We start from the raw sequence: 16,341 nt of genomic DNA on the forward strand, positions 1-16,341 counted from the left end.
CGGAGATGACCGACTACCTCCTCACTCGCTCCGAGGGCACCATCGGTGAACTGACAACGCTGCTCACTGCCGCCGCAGTGACCGCCGTCGACAGCGGAGAGGAAGCGATCACCTCATCGGTGCTCACGTGCACTCCGTACGTCGGTCCCACCGAGCGACGTCGCCAGTTCGAGCGCCACCTCGCGTGAACGCGCGGCTCGCGGCGATGCCCGGTGATGCGTACGTTCGCCCGTGGCCGCTGCACCCTCCGCCACTGCCAGGAGAGGTCCTCTCGTCCTGGTTGGCCCGGATATGCGAGCTGTATCTGCACATCAGTCCCGCTGACTTGCTTGCGGACCTCGATATCGATTGTGCTGTCGAGGATCTCGACCGTTACACACCGGAGCCGATACTTGTCGCGTTGGCCGGTCGCGGCGCAGTTTCGGTGGAGAGGGTGCGGATGATGACGTTGGCGGGGTGGACACCGTTTCTGCTTGACAGCACCGACCCGGCCGACTGTGACTTCGATACCTACGTCCATCAGTTTTCGATCCTGCTACCGGCCGACCTTGCGAGGGAGGATCGACGGCGCCGCACACCCACGAGTGAGGCTTGGTTGCCGTGGGCGAGCGCTCCGCGCAGTCGGGCATGCCCGGCATGTGTCGAGAGCCTCGAATCCACTGCTGATATCAACATGACTCTGTTGCATCAATATCCGGTGCTGAGTAGCTGCCTCGACCATCGTTGTCGACTCGAGCCCTGCTCTGCTTTGCCTGGTCATGCGATCTTCTGGGATCAGGTCCGGTTCGGTTCGGATGAACGGGTCTCGCCCGTTCCGGTTCCCTCAGTGGTCACGGACCTCGATCGGCGCAGCACCGAGGCTCTGACGACGGGATGGGTGGAACTCGGCCCAGGCCGAGTGCACGCCGCAGTCTGGTTCCGGCTTCTGCGCACCGTCGTCGACGAAGTGTCCTCGCCACTGGTTCGCACCGGACGGTGGGCGACGAGACTCGTTGCGATCTGGAAGGCCGCCGGTCGTTCTCGACCGTTGCGGACAGCGTGGGTTCCGTTCGAGGACCTGCACTGGGACGAGCAGGCGACAGTCCTCGAGGCCGCAGCGATCGGCATTGCGATGGTCGAGAGCGGTGAGATCGATGCCGGCGGTGCGCACGCATCTCTGCTGAGCCCACGACCGCATGAGCCGGTCGATCCCGGGACAGCTCCGACGCGCTCGTCTTATCCCGCACCCGAGCGCGATTTATGGGCTGACGCGCACGCTGCGGCCGAGGCCGCCATCGCGGCAGCGCGCGTCGATCCCGCATCCGCCAGGTCGTTGTACAACTTCCTACGCTGGGGGTGCCGCACCGCAGCGGAGCTGGATGAGACGGTGCAACTGTTCCTCGACCACGGGATCCCGCTGCAACATCCGCCGACGTAGTTCTCGCCCGATGGAACGGGGTCGTCCGCGATGCACGCGCGGCGACGGCCGAGAAGCCCGTTTTCGCGCCGGGGTCATAGTCACCAACGTTATTTGTGCGGTGACCGACGAGAATTTTCCTTCCCGCATCATCTCCGGCGAAACACCAGGTGAGCATCTTTTCGGTCCGGAAACTGTGTCGGAGGCGGCCGCTACAGTCTTGCCATGACAGAACGGCAGCTCGCAGACGGCTCTAAGCCGGTCCCGGCTGCCTTGTCGGGTAACGCTGCGGTGTTTCCGGATCTACCGCCCGAGGTTGCGGCTCGGATCGAGCGGTCGATGGCCGCGTCGCGTTCCGTGGGGACCCGCCGGGCCTACACCTCGGCGTGGCGACGGTTCGAGACCTGGTGCGCCGCCACCGGACACCACGCGTTGCCGACGCACCCGGCGACGGTGGCGGCCTATCTCGTCGCTGCGGCGGACACGCTCACCGTCGACGGGACGCGGGCGTATGCGGCCGCGACGCTGAGCAAATGGGTCGCGGCGATCGCCGACCGCCACCGCGCTACCGGCCACGACAACCCCTGCGGCCACGAGATGGTGCGCGCCACCCTCGCAGGTATCCGCCGGGACTACGCATCGGCGGGGGAGCGGCCCCGCGACCCGCGCGCACCGCTGCTCACCTCGGACATCACCACGATCGTCGACCACGCCCGACGCAATGCGACCGGGTGGGCATCGGAGGTGCTCGAACGCCGCGACACCGCGCTGCTACTGATGGGCTACACCGGCGCGTTTCGACGGAGCGAACTCGTGGCGCTGGAATGCCGCGATGTCCGCCGCGACCGCATCGACGGCGCGCACGTGCGGATCCGGAAATCGAAGACCGACCAGGACGGCACCGGATCCGTGAAAGCTCTACCGTTCACCGACCGCCACGAGTCGTGTCCGGTCTGTGCGTGGGTGCGATGGCTGCAGATCGTTGCCGCGTTCGACACCGGCGGCAGAATCGCCGTCATCCGGCTTCTGTCCCGCGCAACAGAATTCGATTCCCATGTCTGCCGCGGCACCCTGCCCACCGCCGACAAACCCTCACCGCTGTTCCGGTCCATCCGCAAGAACGGCAACCTCTCCGAAACCGCCCTGTCCGGGGCAGCGGTACATGCGGCAATCCGTCGCCGCGCCGCTCACGCAGGTTACGACCCAGACACGGTCGCGAAGCTCGGCGGGCATTCTCTGCGTGCAGGATTCGTCACCCAAGCGTTCCGCAACGGCGCCGATGCACATGCAATCATGCGTCAAACCGGGCACACCACACCCGGCATGGTCGAAATCTATGCCCGCGAGAACGCGCCGCTGGTCGGCAACGCCGTCACCGACCTCGGTTTATGACCGGGCGTGCGGATGGGACCGCGACCGGGTTCGAGGCGGGTGCCATTCACGCCGACAATCCCGGCCCGGTACCAGTGGCGACACTATGAAACCGTCGGTACCGGTACGCGATCGGCACACCTGGTCACTGTTCGAGGACTGGTGCGCGGCCCTCGACCAACCGGCTCTACCGGCTTTATCGGAATCGCTTGCTCAGTTCCTCCAGGCTCACCCCGCCGCGCCAACGACGCAACGCCGCCGTATCGCGGTCATCGACGCTGCCCACTACCGCCACGCCCTACCGCCACCGGGACGCGCAGAGACCGTCCGGGCTGCACTCGACGTAGCCCGCTCAGAACGCCTGCGCGATCTCGCTGGCCTCCTTGGCGGCATCATCGCGCGTCTACCCGAATCAGGCTGGCCGTCAATACTGTTCGCGCGGCGAGACGCCCTGATCCTGACTCTTGCATCGACGGGCATGCCCTACACACAAATCGCAGCTTTGCGGGTATGCGATGTCGCTGTCGATCCGGGGAGCGATGCCCTTCGTGTCGAGACAGGCACCGGCATCTGCACCAGCACCATGCGGCAACTCGGGGGAGCGGGCGCGTCCCCGAAACGCGTGTATCGGCGCTGGTGCGAAGTACTGGGCCACCACGAGCGCTATCCGAGCAACCGAATGCTCGCCGACGCCATCGAATCGGAAGGCGGCACCGAACTCACCGGATACGACCGGCATCTCGATCCGGTCGGCCAGCAGCCACTGCTGACTCCGATCGACCGGTGGGGCCACACCCCGCTGGCCACGACCCCACTCACCTCGCGGGCTGGGGGTCGGGGAGCAGATTCTCGAAATCCGGCGCTAAGGATTTACGGCAGATAGTAGCGTACTATCTGCCGTAACTCGTGAGTCGTCCTGCCGCGATGGTCGTTCCGGAGATGGGCGACTCCGGAAACTATCTGCCGTAGTGCTGAAGGGCGGTCGGGGTGGGATCGGTGAGCTCGCTACCGGCGCGGGCCGCCGGGATCCGGCTGGCGGACGCGACGCGGACCTTTCTGGGCACGATCGCGGCGGTGAACACCCGCCGCGCCTACGCCTCGGCGTTGGATCGGATGGTGCGCGACTTCGGCGCGGACGGCGATGTCGGGTTGTTGAACCCGGATCGGGTGTCGGGGTGGTTCGACTACGTGTGGGGCGACAAGGCCCCCAAGACCTACAACCTCCGGCTGACCGCGGTGTCGGCGGCGTGCGCCTACTGACGCGATCAACAGTGGCTGACCGGCGATCCGGTGTCGCGCCTGCGGGCGCGGCCGAGTGCGCCGGACAACAGCAAGGCGATGACCGCCGCCGAGGTTGCGGAGCTGCTGGGCATGGACGCGGCCCTGCGCGAGCGGGTGTTCTGGTCGATGCTGTATGAGTCCGCCGCGCGGGCGGAGGAGATCCTGAATCTCGACATCGAGGACCTGGACACCGTGAACCGATGCGCCACGGTCACCCGCAAGGGCGGCGCCCGCGAGGTGATCTATTGGCAGACCGGCACCGCACGGCCGCTGCCCCGGCTGATCGCCGGACGGAAGTCCGGGCCGCTGTTCCTGACCGACCGCAAAGCCAAGCCGTCGGTCGCCAAGACCGACACCGACAACTCGACCGGCCGCGCCCGACTTTCCTACCGCCGCGCCGCGACGCTCCTCGAGGAGCACACCGAAGGGATGCGACGCGGACCGTTCACGCTGCACCAGCTGCGGCACTCGCGACTGACCCACGCCGCAGAGAAGGGCGCTTCCACGCCGATGCTGATGGCGTTGAGCGGACACACCTCGGTGCGCAGCCTGGTCAAATACGCGAAGGTCTCCGCCGAGGCGCTGGGGCGCTGGCAGGCCGAGACCGATCCCGCTGCGCGGCGGCGCTCCCGCTGAATCTCTCAGTAGCTGACGGTGACGAGTTCCGGCGCGTGTCTGCGTATCTTGTTCAGCACCTTGACTGTTCGGCCCGAGCGCATCTGCTCGAGGGGGGCCGAAAGAGACCAATCAAGTGCGGCACCGTCGATGGGTGTGGTCTTCCGCGTCCGGGAACTCATAGCCGCTGCCGGGCGTGCGTGGTCGTGGTGTTTGTCGGATCCGGCGGGGGCACGGCCGAGAGTAGGGCCGTGAGGTCGCGCGAGACCTCGCCGGGGTTGGAACAGCCGTGGGAGATGAGCGCGCGGGAGCGCGGCTTCGGTCAGGCCGTATCGGATATGGACGGCGTCGTGGTTCCCGGGAACTCGAATGTGCCGGAGTCGTCCGTCGGTCTACGTGCGTTGCGCGGAGTCGTCCCGAATCTCACTGCGGAGAACGTGTTTGAGGATCTTGCCGGAAGGGTTGCGCGGGATGTCACGGACGATCAGATCGCGCGGCAGTTTGTAGTCCGCGACGTATTCGGCGGCGTACGTCCGCAGCTCCTCGAGGGTCACCTCGCGACCGGGAACCGGGGTCACGATCGCGACGATGGTCTCCCCGAATGTGGCGTGGTCCAGGCCGACGACGGCAACGTCCTGGACGTCGGGGTGCCCCGCGAGGGCGTTCTCGACCTCGATCGAGTAGACGTTGCGGCCGCCGGTGATGATCATGTCCTTGAGCCGGTCGACGATCGTGATGAAACCGTCGGCGTCGCGGACGGCGAGGTCCCCGGTGTGCAGCCACCCGTCTCGGATGGTCTCGGCGGTGGCCTCGGGCTTGTTCCAGTAGCCCTTCATGATGGTCTCGCCGCGCAGGATGATCTCGCCGGTCATCCCCGTCGGGACATCGTTGCCATCCGGATCGACCAGCCGGAACTCGGCATTCGTGATCGGCCAGCGTCCCGTCGCATCGGGACGGACGGCGACCTCGTCAGGCGTGGAGTAGATGCCGGTGGGGCCACCCTCGGTCGGCCCGCACAGCTGGAAGAAGCCGACGTCCGGGAAGGTCGTCACGAGTTTCGCGACCGCAGTCGGCGGCATCGGTGCCGCCCCGAAGAAGCCGAGCCGCCAGTGCGAGAGGTCGCGCCGCTCGAGGTCGGGGACCGTCAACATCATCTGATACATGGTGGGAACACCGAGGAAGACGGTGATCCGGTATCGCTCGAGGGCGTCGAGGACGGCGGCGGGCTCGAATGCCGGCAACACGACGTGGGTGGTGCCCATCGAGAAGCCGCTGAGCACGAACAGCACCAGTTCGGCGCAGTGGTACATCGGTGCCACGTGCAGGTTCCGGTCGAAGGAGTTGACGCCGAGCGAGGACACCGCGTGGCCGACCCACAGCAGCCGGTGGTGATCGAACAGCGCACCCTTCGGTTTCCCGGTGGTGCCGGAGGTGTAGATGATCATGCAGTCGTCGTCCTCGCGCACCTCGACCTGTGGGTCGCTGTCCGGCATGGAGGACGCCAGCTGGACGAAATCGTCGAAGCCGTCCGCGCCGTCCAGCGAAAGCGCCGGGGCAGCGGGCGCCTGCTCCAGCTTGGCCAGGTCCCGCACCGCCGCGACGGTGTCCCCACCGAACAGCAGCACCGACGCGCCGGAGTCCTCGAGCAGATACGCCAGCTCCCGGGCCGTGGACCGCGGGTTGAACGGGGAGACGATCGCGCCGACCTTGAACGCGCCGTACAGCGCGAGGAGGAAGCGGTCGGAGTTCGGCGACAGCACCGCCACGCGGTCGCCCTTCTGCACGCCGAGGGACAGCAGCGCGTTGGCGTACTGGTTGATTTCCCGGTCGAGCTGCCCGTAGCTGCGCTCGACGCCCTCGAAGATCAGCGCGGGCCGGTCCGGGTGGCGGCGTGCGTTCAATGTCAGTTGTCCACCAAGGGTTGCCATGATTCTCCTATGATCGGCGGGTGGTCTGCTAAGCAAATGTGGGGGGACGTTTGGTGAGGACGGCGTCGGCGCCCTCGGCGAAATCCGGTGTGCCGATGAGTTCGATCTGTCCGGCTCGTTCACGCTCGAGGGCGTGGTCGAGGTGGCCCAGGGTGGACGCGGCGAGCGCCCGTCTGGTCAGTTCGAGGGCGCGCCGCGGCCCGGCTCCCAGCGTGCCGGCGACGGCCTCGACATGGGCCGCGAGCTGGTCATCCGGCAGGATCCGGGCCACCAAGCCGGTCTGGGCGGCGTCGGTGGCGGAAAGCCGCTGCCCGAGCAGCGCTAATTCTGTAGCCCGCGCCCGGCCGATCGCCGCGGCGACGAGCGCGGTCGCGCCGCCGTCGGGCATCAGCCCGATGCTGGTGAACGACAACAGGAAATACGCGCTTTCGGCGGCGTAGGTGAGGTCTGCGGCGCAGGCGAGCGCCACTCCGTACCCGACCGCGGGGCCGTTGACGGCGGCGATGACGGGGACCGGCGCGGAGACGATGCCGCGGATCACCCGGTTCGCGGCGTCCATCACCACCTCGGGTTCCTCGCCCGTCACCGCGGTCAGATCCGCTCCCGTGCAGAAGGCTCTTCCCGCGCCGGTGAGCACGATCGCGCGGGCACCGGTCGCTTCCGCCCCGCTGATCGCGGTGTCGAGTGCGACCAGGTCGTCGACGCCGAGGGCGTTCATGCGGCCGGGCCGGTCGATCGTGATGTGAAGCAGGCGGCCGGTGCGGACGGTCCGGATAGCGGTCGGGGTCATCGGATCAGCCGAGCCGCTCGATGATGGTGACGTTGGCTTGTCCGCCGCCCTCGCACATGGTCTGCAACCCGTAGCGTCCGCCGGAGCGTTCGAGTTCGTGCAGCATGGTGGTCATCAGCCGGGTGCCGGTGGCGCCGATCGGGTGGCCGAGAGCGATGGCGCCGCCGTTGGGGTTCACCCGCTCCGGGTCGGCGCCGGTCTCCTGCAACCACGCCATCACGACCGGGGCGAACGCCTCGTTGACCTCGAACACGTCGAAGTCGTCGATGCGCATGCCGGTCCGCTCGAGTGCCCGTTCGGTGGCGGGGATCGGTGCGGCGAGCATCATGACCGGATCGGCGCCGAGCACGGTCAGGTGATGGATCCGGGCCCGCGGAGCCAGGTCGTGGCGGCGTACCGCCTCGGCGGAGGCGATGAGCATGCCCGAGGCGCCGTCGGAGATCTGGCTGGCGACCGCGGCGCTCAAGCGCCCCCCCGGCGTGAGGCTCGGCAGGGCGGCCATCTTCTCCGGTGTGGTGTCGGCGCGCGGTCCTTCGTCGGTCGTCATCTGCTGGTAGGGGAGGATCTCGGCGGCGAAGCGTCCGCCGGCGATCGCCTGCAGCGCCCGGCGGTGGCTTTCCAGGGCGTACTGCTCCATCGCCTCCCGGTCGATTCCCCACTTTTCGGCGATCATCTCGGCGCCGCGGAACTGCGAGATCGTCTCGTCCCCGTAGCGGGCCCGCCACCTCGTCGAGCCCGAGTAGGGGTCGCGCACGCCGAACGCCTCGCCCGCGGTGACCGACGACATCAGTGGGATCTGGCTCATGTTCTGCACCCCGCCCGCGACGATGAGGTCGGCGGTGCCGCTCATCACGGCCTGCGCGGCGAAATGTACAGCCTGTTGCGAGGATCCGCACTGGCGGTCGATGGTCACGCCGGGCACTGTCTCGGGCAGGCCCGCAGCGAGGGCCGCGGTGCGGGCGATATCGCCCGCCTGCGGACCGATGTTGTCCAGGCAGCCGAGGATCACGTCGTCGACCGACGCGGGGTCGACACCGTTGCGTTCGACGAGTGCGCCGATCACATGGGCCGCGAGGTCGACCGGGTGTGCGGCGGCCAGTGCGCCGCGGCGGCGGCCTACCGGGGTGCGTGCCGCGTCGATGATGTATGCCTCTGGCATTGATGTCTCCGAATCGTCGTCTCAGGTGGTCGATGGTTGACGTGTGCGCGAGTGCAGGTAGGCGTCGAGCAGGACGGTCAGCACGACGCGGCCTTCGCTGTCGACCACGGTGCTCTCGGTGGTGACGAGGGCGCGTGCCCGGTCGTCGAACTGGATGTCGTCGATGACGACGGTGCCGGTCAGCACGTCTCCTGGACGCACGGGACGGCGGAACCGCAGATCTCGGATGCCGCGCCCGGCAATGGCCGCCCAGCTGTGCCCCACTGCGTCGAATGTCAGCCGTTGCAGGATCGCCAACGTGTGGATTCCACTGGCGATCAGGCCACCGAACTGGCCGTCCTGCGCCGCCGCCCGGTCGATGTGAAACCACTGGGGATCCCAGTGGGTGGCGAAGTCGACGAGTTCGGCCTCGGTCACCGTGTGTGAGCCCAAGTCGAAACGCTGGCCGATGCCCAGGTCCTCGGCGTATACAAGGCGTGTGTGCTCATGGTGCGATCCCACCTGCACGCCGACGGGTTTCACCGCGGCGCCATGCGGATCGCGCCGTCGAGGCGGATGGTTTCGCCGTTGAGCATCGGGTTGGTCACGATCGCCTCGACCAGCTGCGCGTACTCGGCGGGGTCGCCGAGCCGGTTCGGGTGCGGCACCTGCTGTCCCAGCGAAATCTGAGCCGCCTCGGGCAGCGTGCCCAGCAGCGGGGTCTTGAACAGGCCGGGCGCGATGGTGTTCACCCGGATCAGCAGCGACGCCAGGTCGCGGGCGATCGGCAGGGTGGCGCCGACGATCCCGCCCTTCGATGCCGAGTACGCGGCCTGTCCGATCTGCCCGTCGAAGGCCGCGACCGAGGCGGTGTTGACGATCACGCCGCGCTCGCCGTCGACGGGCTCGTTCTGCGACATCGCGTGCGCGGCGAGGCGGATGACGTTGAAGGTTCCGGTCAGGTTGACCTTGACGATCTTCTCGAATTCGGCCAGCGGGAACGGTCCGTTCTTACCGACGGTCTTGACGGCGTTGCCGATGCCGGCGCAGTTCACGGTGATTCGCAGTGAGGACTCCGCGTTGGCGCGCTCGACCGCCTCGGTGACCGCGGCCTCGTCGGTGACATCCGCCGGAGCGAATTCCACGGTGTCGCCGAGAGCAGCCAGCGCATCCGTGTTCGCGGTGGGCAGGTCGACGGCGATTACCCGGGCGCCCGACTTGGCGAGGGCGGTGACGGTGGCCAGTCCGAGGCCCGAGGCTCCGCCGGTGACGAGTGCGTTGGTTCCGGTGATATGCATGAATACTCCTGACGAAATAGGTTGAGAACATCGGGTTTTTGACAAAGTGAGGTGTGACTGACGCAGTGGTGTCACTGCGCGAAGGTCAACCTCATAAGGCGCGGCCGATGAGTTCCTTCATGATCTCGTTGGTGCCGCCGTAGATCTTCTGCACGCGGGAAGCGGCGTACATCTGCGCGATCGGGTACTCCATCATGTAGCCGTAGCCACCGAAGACCTGCAGGCAGCGGTCGACGATCTCGCACTGCTTGTCGCTGCCCCACAGCTTGGCCATCGACGCGGTCGCCGCGTCGAGGGTGCCGTCGAGGTGACGCTGGATGCAGTGGTCCATCAGGGTCTTGCCGGCCAGCACGTCGGTCTTGCACTCGGCGAGTACGAACTTCGTGTTCTGGAAGTTCAGGATCGGCTTGCCGAAGGCGTGACGTTCCTTGGCGTACCTGATGCTCTCCGCCACCGCGGCCTCGGCCACCGCGACACCGCCGACACCGAGGATCAGCCGCTCACGCTGCAGCTGACCCATCAGCTGGTAGAAGCCCTGCCCCTCGACGCCGCCGAGCAGATTCGCTGCCGGCACCCGCATGTCGGTGAACGACAACTCGCGGGTGTCCTGGCCGTGCTGGCCGATCTTGTCCAGCACCCGCCCACGCTCGAACCCCGGAAGATTCTCCGTCTCCGCGACGAGCAGCGAGATACCCTTGGAACCTTGGCTCGGGTCCGTTTTGGCGACGATGACGAGCAGGTCGCAGTGCGACGCGTTCGAGATGAACGTCTTCGAGCCGTTGATCACGTAGTGGCCGCCGTCGCGAACCGCGGTGGTCCGTACGGCCTGCAGGTCCGAGCCGGTGCCGGGTTCGGTCATCGCAATGGCGAGGACGCTCTCACCGCTCGCACATTTCGATAGCCAGCGCTTCTTCTGGTCCTCGGTGGCATAGGCGGCGATGTAGTGCGCGACGATCGTCGAGTGCACGGCGAAGCCGAACGCGGTGTCGTGGGCGTAGGCGATCTCCTGCTGCACGATCGCCTCGTGGCCGAAGTTGCCGCCCCCGCCGCCGTATTCTTCGGCGATGTCGAGGCACAGCAGTCCCGCGGCGCCGGCCTTGGTCCAGAACTCGCGGTCGACCTGGTGCTGCGCGGCCCAACGGTCCTGGTTCGGGGTGGCTTCCTTGCGGAAGAACTCGGCGGCGTGCTTACGCAGCAGCGCCTGATCGTCGGTCTCCCACGGGGAGCGGTAATCGGGGAACAGCTCGCTCATGATCGGTCCTACTTTCCGGTGAATTCGGGGGCGCGCTTGGCGAGGAACGCGGCCTGGCCCTCGCGGCTGTCGGCGGAATGGATGGCAACGTGAAAGTTGCGCTTCTCGTGCTCGAGTCCTTGCGCCAGAGAGGTTTCCAGGGCCTGGAGGGCGGCATCCTTGGCCAGCGCCACCGCGAGCGGTGAGTTGGCGGCGATCCGCTGCGCCATGGCGACCGCCGCTTCGAGGGCGGTGCCGTCCGGGACGGTCTCGGCGACGATGCCGGCCGCGCACGCCCGCTGTGCGGACAGGAAGTCGCCGGTGAGCAGTAGGGCCATCGCCTTGGACTTGCCGACGGCCTGAATCAGGCGCTGGGTTCCGCCGCCGCCCGGGATCACGCCGAGCTTCACCTCCGGGACACCGAACTTGGCGGATTCGCCGGCGATGACGATGTCGCAGGCAAGCGCCAACTCGCAGCCGCCGCCGAGTGCGAGGCCCTCGACCGCAGCGAGGACCGGCTTCGGGAATCGGCCCAGGTCGGCCCAGATGGTGCCGCCCAGCGCGGCTCGATCGCCGAGCAGCGACTGGTCGCGAATGGCGTCGAAATTGGTGATGTCGGCTCCGGCGCAGAAGATCCCGCCGGCGCCGGTGAGCACGATGGCACGGATCTCGTCGTCGTGCCGAGCCGCGACGAGCTCGGTGTTCAAGGCGGTGAGCACCGCCTCGTTCAGACTGTTGCGAGCCTTGGGCCGGTTGATCTCCAGGATCAGGAGGTGGCTGTCGCGGGCCGTGCGTAGCGGGGCGTTGTCGGGGTTCATCGGACGTCCTCGTAGACGTTGGTGTGCGCGGCGCGCATGGCCTTCTTGTCGAGCTTGCCGACGCTGGTGCGGGGCAGCTGGTCCAGATACAGGACGGTCTCGGGCAATTGCCATTTGGCGAATGCATCGGCGAGCAATTCGTGGATCTCCGACAGTGGAAGTTCCTGCCCGTCGGTCGTCACGACGAGTGCTACTGGACGCTCCTGCCACTTCGGGTGCGGGACGCCGATGACGGCCGCCTCGGCGATCTTCGGATGGGCAACGAGTGCGTTCTCCATGTCGATGGAGGAAATCCATTCGCCACCCGACTTGACCACGTCCTTGATCCGGTCGGTGATCTTCAAGTAACCATTCGGGTCGATGGTCCCGACATCGCCGCTACGCCAATACCCGTCGAGGAACTTGTCGGCGTCGTCGTCGAGCTTGTGATAGCGCTCGATGATCCACGGTCCGCGCAGCAGCACTTCACCCTGACTCGTGCCGTCGTGCGGGAGATCGTTGCCTTCCGCGTCGACGATCCGGATGTCGATGCCGTTGACCGGCAAACCCTGCTTACGCTTGAGATCCCACTTCTCCTCGTCCGAGATCACACCGCGCAGCGAGGGCTTCAGTCCCCGGTTCACCGCGACCAGAGGGGTGGTCTCGGTGGCGCCGTAGGCGTGGATGACGTCGGCTCCAGTGATGTCGTGGAAGTCGCGCATCAGCGACAGCGGCGGCTCGGTGGCACCGGACAGCAGCCGCGCGCGGGAGAAGTCCGGTGCGACCGCAAGCGTCTTGATGTAGTTCATCATGGGCTGGAAGATCGCCGGCGCACCGTTTGCGACGGTGACTTGCTCCGCGATCATCGCGTCCACGAGGACGGATGTGTCCTCGGCGATGTAGCGACCGGGCAGCACGATTTTTGCGGCACTGTAGGCGGCCGCCTGGGGTAGGCCCCAGCCCTGGCCGTGGAACATCGGCGTGATGAGCATGACGGCATCGTCGCTGCTCATCCCGAGTCCGGCGACCTCGGCGAGGGTGTGCAGGTAGATGCCGCGATGCGAGTAGTAGATGCCCTTGGGCCTGCCGGTGGTGCCGGTGGTGTAACACGCGCTGTAGGAGGAGGTTTCGTCGATGACCGGCCAGTCGATCTCCGGGCCGGCGTCCGCGAGCAGGTCCTCCCAGTGCACCGCGTGCGGGAGCGTGGTGGTGATGTCGGCCAGCGGCTTATCGGTCATCACCACCCACGTCTTCACGTTCGGCGTATGCGGTGCCAGCGCCTCGGCAACCGGAAGCAGCGACTCGTCGATGAGGACCACCGATGCATCACTGTGTCCGGTGACGTAAGCGAGATCCTCTGGCGCCAAACGCAGGTTCATCTGCAACATCACGGCAGCGAGGCCGGGAATCGCCCAGTACAGCTCGTAGTGCCGCTTGCTGTTCCAGTCGAGGATCCCGACCACATCGCCCGGCCCGACGCCGATCGAGCGAAGTGCATTGGCACTTCGTTGGATTCGCGCGTAGGCATCGGCGTAGGTGTACCGGTCCCAGCCGCCGTCCGCGGTGCGGTACACGATCTCCTGCTCGGGATAGGTGCGCGCGGCGTGCCGGATGATGGTGGTGGTGTTGAGTTGATAGTGGTCGCCGTGGGTGGAGGGCAGGCCCCTCACGATCTCGTGGCTCATGACGTCCTCAGATGCGTTCGATGATGGTGGCGTTCGCGGTGCCGGTGGCCTCGCAGACGGTCTGCAAGCCGAACCTCTTGCCGGAGCGTTCGAGTTCGCAGAGCAGGTCGGTGAGCATCCGGGCTCCGGTCGAGCCCAGCGGGTGGCCGAGGGCGACGGAGCCGCCGTTGACGTTCAGCTTGTCGTCCGGGACGCCGAATTCCCGTTGGAAGATCAGCGGCACACCGGCGAAGGCCTCGTTGACCTCGAACAGGTCGATCTCCTCGACGGCCAACCCGCTTCGGCCGAGCGCCTTGTGGGCGGCGTCGAGGATCGCGGTGAACTGGATGATCGGGTCGGCGGCGGCGACCGACAGCGCGCGGAACCGGGCGCGTGGGATGAGGCCGTTGCGCTCGGCGTACTCGCGGTCGGCGATCAGCAGCGCGGCCGCGCCGTCGCTGATCTGCGAGGAGTTGGCCGCCGTGGTCCGCCCGTCGGCGCCGAACACGGCTTTCAGGCTCGCCATCTTGGCGGGGTCGATGTGCTCGCGGATGCCCTCGTCCGAGTCGATGACCGGACCGGTCGGGTCGTCGGGGTCGGCGGTGATCGGCACCATCTGGTCGCGGAACTTCCCGGCCCGCGTCGCGGCGTGCGCCCGCTCGTGGCTGCGAGCGCTGAACGCGTCCAACGCCGCTCGGCTCAGGTCGAACCTCTCGTTCATCAGCTCCGACGACGGGCCCTGCGCCATCAGCCCACCGTCGTAGCGGTCGAGTTCGCGCGGGCTGTACTGCGGGCCGAGCGGCGCGCCGGGCAGGAACGCCGGAGGCATCGGCACCCGTGACATCGACTCGACGCCGCAGGCGATCACCAGGTCGTGGGAACCCGCCATCACCGCCTGGGCGGCGAAGCTGACCGCCTGCTGCCCTGAACCGCACTGGCGGTCGATCGTCACCGCGGGGACCGACTCGGGCAGCCCGGCGGCGAGCACCGCGTGGCGGCCGAGATTGCCCGACTGGACATCGTGCTGGATGACGCAGCCGGTGATGACGTCCTCGATCGCGGCGGGGTCGACGCCGGCGCGGGCCACAAGCTCCCGCAGCGTCTGCCCGAGCAGGTCCACCGGATGCCATGCGCTGAGGATCCCTCCGCGACGGCCGACCGGGGTCCGGACCGCGCCGACGATAACGGCCTCGCGAACACTCATGACAAAGCTCCTTGTGCTGAATTACGGGGTGCCGAATCGCGGATTCCGATCAGGGGAATGTCGAGGCGCTTCGCGACCTCCTCCCATTCGCGCGTCGGCTTGGAAAGAAACGTCTGCTCGAGCTCCTCCTGGGTGCCCTCGACACCGAGACCGGCGCGGGCGCGCTCCCAGAAGTGCGGCTCGAGCGCGGCCAGCGCGACGTGGCCGTCGGAGCTGGAGTAGATCCGGTAACCGGGATGCGCCCCGCCGAGCGGCGCGCCCGCTCCCATCAGACCGTGCCGAACTGCGGCGCCGGCGTCGGCGGCCGCCTGTTCGAGGACGACCCGCTCGCGGTGTCCCACGCCGGACTCCGCGGCCACGCGCAGGGCGAGCAGGGCCGCGGACACGGCGCGCTCGGCGCCGAGCAGGTCGGCCACCGGGACGGTCGGCATCGTCGGCGGCTGGAGAGTGCCGTGCAGGGCCTGGTACGTCAGGTCATGGCCGGGCTGCTCCGCCGCGATCCCGTCGTGCCCGACGATCTCGATATGCGACAGGTGCGGATTCGCCGCGGTCAACTCGTCCAGGCCGAGCTTGACCAGCGCCGAGGGGCGCATGGCGGTGAGCATCAGGTCGGCACGCGACAGCTCGCGCGCCGCCACCGCCCGATCAGCGGGGTCCTTGAGGTCGAGGGTCACGACCCGCTGGCCCACAGTGAGCTCGTCGTACCACGTCGGCGCCACGGCCCGCAGCGGGTCGCCGGCCGGCGGTTCGATCTTGGTGACGGTGGCGCCCAGCGCCCGTAGCCGCGCGGCGGCGAGCGGGCCCGGCAGATTGATCGCGAGCGACACCACCTGCACGCCCTGCAGCGAACTCGACTGCGACATCATCAACCCCTTTTTGACTATACTGATGTATAGCCATTAATGCGCATGTACTGTCTAATGTCAAGGGTGTATGCTTTTTTCTCTGATAGGAGGCAATTTCTGTGACCGACCCCCGCGCCAGTGACGAGGACCTCACCGCGAAGGCCCGCATTCGCAACGCCGCGCTCGACCTCTACGCCGAGCGCGGCGAGGATCGCGTCTCGATGCGCGCCGTCGCCGCCGCCGCCGGGGTCGCCGTGGGATTGGTGCAGCACCACTTCAAGACCAAGGACGGGCTACGCGTCGCCGTCGAGCAACTGGTCGTCGACTATTACGCTCTGGCGATCGCCTCTGTGCCGGACGAGGGCGCCCCAGCGCAGGTCGCCGCCGCTCGAGACGAGGCGGTGCGGCACATGCTCGCGACGCATCCGACGGTGGTGAACTACATCCGGCGCGCTGTGCTCGATCCGCAGGGAAAGAGCGAGTTACTCGAGCGGCTGACCGACCTGAGTCGCAGAGAGATCTCCAAACTCCGCTATTCGGGCAAGACCTCGACACGGCGATCCGAGTCCTCACAGGTCATCGGGCTGATGGTTCGTCAGCTGGGGCAGCTGCTCATGCAGCCGATGATCGATGACATGTGTGACTTCCTCGACCGGACGGGCGTGCCGCACAGCGACAAACTGACGCTCTCCGTGACCGTAATCTAGCGGTAGTTTGTTGGGTCAGGTCGGAGGTAGAGGTGCAGGCCGTGGCCTGTTTCGCGGCTCAGGAGAGACTTCCGCC

At 67.4% G+C, this 16,341-nt stretch carries 16 protein-coding genes and 2 pseudogenes; 8 read left to right on the forward strand and 10 right to left on the reverse strand.

The window, feature by feature from the left end; genetic code table 11:
- The 7 genes and pseudogenes from J1M81_RS24650 to J1M81_RS24675 all read left to right on the forward strand — a co-directional run.
- Positions 1-188, forward strand: a pseudogene (locus J1M81_RS24650) (transposase); the annotation flags it as partial.
- Positions 189-205: 17 nt separating this feature from the next.
- A pseudogene (locus J1M81_RS26945) lies at positions 206-721 on the forward strand (TniQ family protein); the annotation flags it as partial.
- Positions 722-826: 105 nt separating this feature from the next.
- The gene (locus J1M81_RS26950; RefSeq protein WP_308051315.1) at positions 827-1,417 is read left to right on the forward strand and encodes a hypothetical protein; all 591 of its coding nucleotides are present in this window, start codon (positions 827-829) and stop codon (positions 1,415-1,417) included.
- 204 nt (positions 1,418-1,621) lie between these two features.
- Entirely contained in the window at positions 1,622-2,788 is a 1,167-nt protein-coding gene (locus tag J1M81_RS24660; RefSeq protein WP_206499043.1) for a site-specific integrase, read from the forward strand.
- 85 nt (positions 2,789-2,873) lie between these two features.
- Positions 2,874-3,650 (forward strand): recombinase, encoded by a 777-nt coding sequence (locus J1M81_RS24665; RefSeq protein ID WP_206499044.1) that lies wholly within the window; start codon positions 2,874-2,876, stop codon positions 3,648-3,650.
- A gap of 113 nt (positions 3,651-3,763) precedes the next feature.
- Complete coding sequence (locus J1M81_RS24670) at positions 3,764-4,027, forward strand: hypothetical protein (RefSeq protein ID WP_225330463.1); 264 nt, start codon at positions 3,764-3,766, stop codon at positions 4,025-4,027.
- Between the two features lie 78 nt (positions 4,028-4,105).
- A complete protein-coding gene (locus J1M81_RS24675) occupies positions 4,106-4,684 on the forward strand; it encodes a site-specific integrase (RefSeq protein ID WP_202916944.1) in 579 nt (192 codons plus the stop codon).
- A gap of 371 nt (positions 4,685-5,055) precedes the next feature.
- On the opposite strand, the gene J1M81_RS24680 is transcribed toward J1M81_RS24675, so the two are convergent.
- The 10 genes from J1M81_RS24680 to J1M81_RS24725 form a co-directional block, all read right to left on the reverse strand.
- Positions 5,056-6,591, reverse strand: coding sequence for a class I adenylate-forming enzyme family protein (locus J1M81_RS24680; RefSeq protein WP_011331209.1), 1,536 nt, complete (start codon positions 6,589-6,591; stop codon positions 5,056-5,058).
- A 28-nt stretch (positions 6,592-6,619) separates the two neighbouring features.
- On the reverse strand, positions 6,620-7,381 hold the full coding sequence (locus J1M81_RS24685) for an enoyl-CoA hydratase (RefSeq protein WP_011331210.1): 762 nt from the start codon (positions 7,379-7,381) through the stop codon (positions 6,620-6,622).
- Between the two features lie 4 nt (positions 7,382-7,385).
- The gene (locus tag J1M81_RS24690; RefSeq protein WP_011331211.1) at positions 7,386-8,540 is read right to left on the reverse strand and encodes an acetyl-CoA C-acetyltransferase; all 1,155 of its coding nucleotides are present in this window, start codon (positions 8,538-8,540) and stop codon (positions 7,386-7,388) included.
- A 21-nt stretch (positions 8,541-8,561) separates the two neighbouring features.
- Positions 8,562-9,062: a MaoC family dehydratase gene (locus J1M81_RS24695; RefSeq protein ID WP_011331212.1), complete on the reverse strand. Its 501-nt coding sequence runs from the start codon at positions 9,060-9,062 to the stop codon at positions 8,562-8,564.
- Positions 9,059-9,817, reverse strand: coding sequence for a 3-hydroxyacyl-CoA dehydrogenase (locus J1M81_RS24700; RefSeq protein WP_011331213.1), 759 nt, complete (start codon positions 9,815-9,817; stop codon positions 9,059-9,061). Before J1M81_RS24700 ends, J1M81_RS24695 begins: the two co-directional genes overlap by 4 nt.
- 91 nt (positions 9,818-9,908) lie before the next feature.
- Complete coding sequence (locus tag J1M81_RS24705; protein WP_011331214.1) at positions 9,909-11,069, reverse strand: acyl-CoA dehydrogenase family protein; 1,161 nt, start codon at positions 11,067-11,069, stop codon at positions 9,909-9,911.
- A gap of 8 nt (positions 11,070-11,077) precedes the next feature.
- Positions 11,078-11,866, reverse strand: a complete 789-nt coding sequence (locus J1M81_RS24710; protein WP_011331215.1) for an enoyl-CoA hydratase/isomerase family protein — start codon at positions 11,864-11,866, stop codon at positions 11,078-11,080.
- Positions 11,863-13,530: a long-chain-fatty-acid--CoA ligase gene (locus tag J1M81_RS24715; protein ID WP_011331216.1), complete on the reverse strand. Its 1,668-nt coding sequence runs from the start codon at positions 13,528-13,530 to the stop codon at positions 11,863-11,865. The genes J1M81_RS24710 and J1M81_RS24715 overlap by 4 nt, the downstream gene beginning before the upstream one ends.
- 7 nt (positions 13,531-13,537) lie before the next feature.
- Complete coding sequence (locus J1M81_RS24720) at positions 13,538-14,713, reverse strand: thiolase family protein (protein ID WP_011331217.1); 1,176 nt, start codon at positions 14,711-14,713, stop codon at positions 13,538-13,540.
- Positions 14,710-15,576, reverse strand: a complete 867-nt coding sequence (locus tag J1M81_RS24725) for a CoA transferase (RefSeq protein ID WP_011331218.1) — start codon at positions 15,574-15,576, stop codon at positions 14,710-14,712. The genes J1M81_RS24720 and J1M81_RS24725 overlap by 4 nt, the downstream gene beginning before the upstream one ends.
- 101 nt (positions 15,577-15,677) lie before the next feature.
- Between J1M81_RS24725 and J1M81_RS24730 the strand changes: the two genes are divergently transcribed.
- On the forward strand, positions 15,678-16,265 hold the full coding sequence (locus J1M81_RS24730; RefSeq protein WP_011331219.1) for a TetR/AcrR family transcriptional regulator: 588 nt from the start codon (positions 15,678-15,680) through the stop codon (positions 16,263-16,265).
- The last annotated feature ends 76 nt before the right edge of the window (positions 16,266-16,341 follow it).

Origin of the sequence: Rhodococcus sp. KRD175, from assembly GCF_017168275.1 — a bacterium.
Lineage (GTDB): Bacteria > Actinomycetota > Actinomycetes > Mycobacteriales > Mycobacteriaceae > Rhodococcoides > Rhodococcoides fascians.

What these genes read in the sequence shown, in the direction of transcription:
- J1M81_RS24660 (WP_206499043.1), top strand. Translation starts at nt 1,622, where the DNA reads ATGACAGAACGGCAGCTCGCAGACGGCTCTAAGCCGGTCCCGGCTGCC.
- J1M81_RS24725 (WP_011331218.1), bottom strand. Translation starts at nt 15,576, where the DNA reads ATGTCGCAGTCGAGTTCGCTGCAGGGCGTGCAGGTGGTGTCGCTCGCG.
- J1M81_RS24690 (WP_011331211.1), bottom strand. Translation starts at nt 8,540, where the DNA reads ATGCCAGAGGCATACATCATCGACGCGGCACGCACCCCGGTAGGCCGC.
- J1M81_RS24715 (WP_011331216.1), bottom strand. Translation starts at nt 13,530, where the DNA reads ATGAGCCACGAGATCGTGAGGGGCCTGCCCTCCACCCACGGCGACCAC.
- J1M81_RS24685 (WP_011331210.1), bottom strand. Translation starts at nt 7,381, where the DNA reads ATGACCCCGACCGCTATCCGGACCGTCCGCACCGGCCGCCTGCTTCAC.
- J1M81_RS24720 (WP_011331217.1), bottom strand. Translation starts at nt 14,713, where the DNA reads ATGAGTGTTCGCGAGGCCGTTATCGTCGGCGCGGTCCGGACCCCGGTC.
- J1M81_RS24710 (WP_011331215.1), bottom strand. Translation starts at nt 11,866, where the DNA reads ATGAACCCCGACAACGCCCCGCTACGCACGGCCCGCGACAGCCACCTC.
- J1M81_RS24705 (WP_011331214.1), bottom strand. Translation starts at nt 11,069, where the DNA reads ATGAGCGAGCTGTTCCCCGATTACCGCTCCCCGTGGGAGACCGACGAT.
- J1M81_RS24665 (WP_206499044.1), top strand. Translation starts at nt 2,874, where the DNA reads ATGAAACCGTCGGTACCGGTACGCGATCGGCACACCTGGTCACTGTTC.
- J1M81_RS24680 (WP_011331209.1), bottom strand. Translation starts at nt 6,591, where the DNA reads ATGGCAACCCTTGGTGGACAACTGACATTGAACGCACGCCGCCACCCG.
- J1M81_RS24700 (WP_011331213.1), bottom strand. Translation starts at nt 9,817, where the DNA reads ATGCATATCACCGGAACCAACGCACTCGTCACCGGCGGAGCCTCGGGC.
- J1M81_RS24675 (WP_202916944.1), top strand. Translation starts at nt 4,106, where the DNA reads ATGACCGCCGCCGAGGTTGCGGAGCTGCTGGGCATGGACGCGGCCCTG.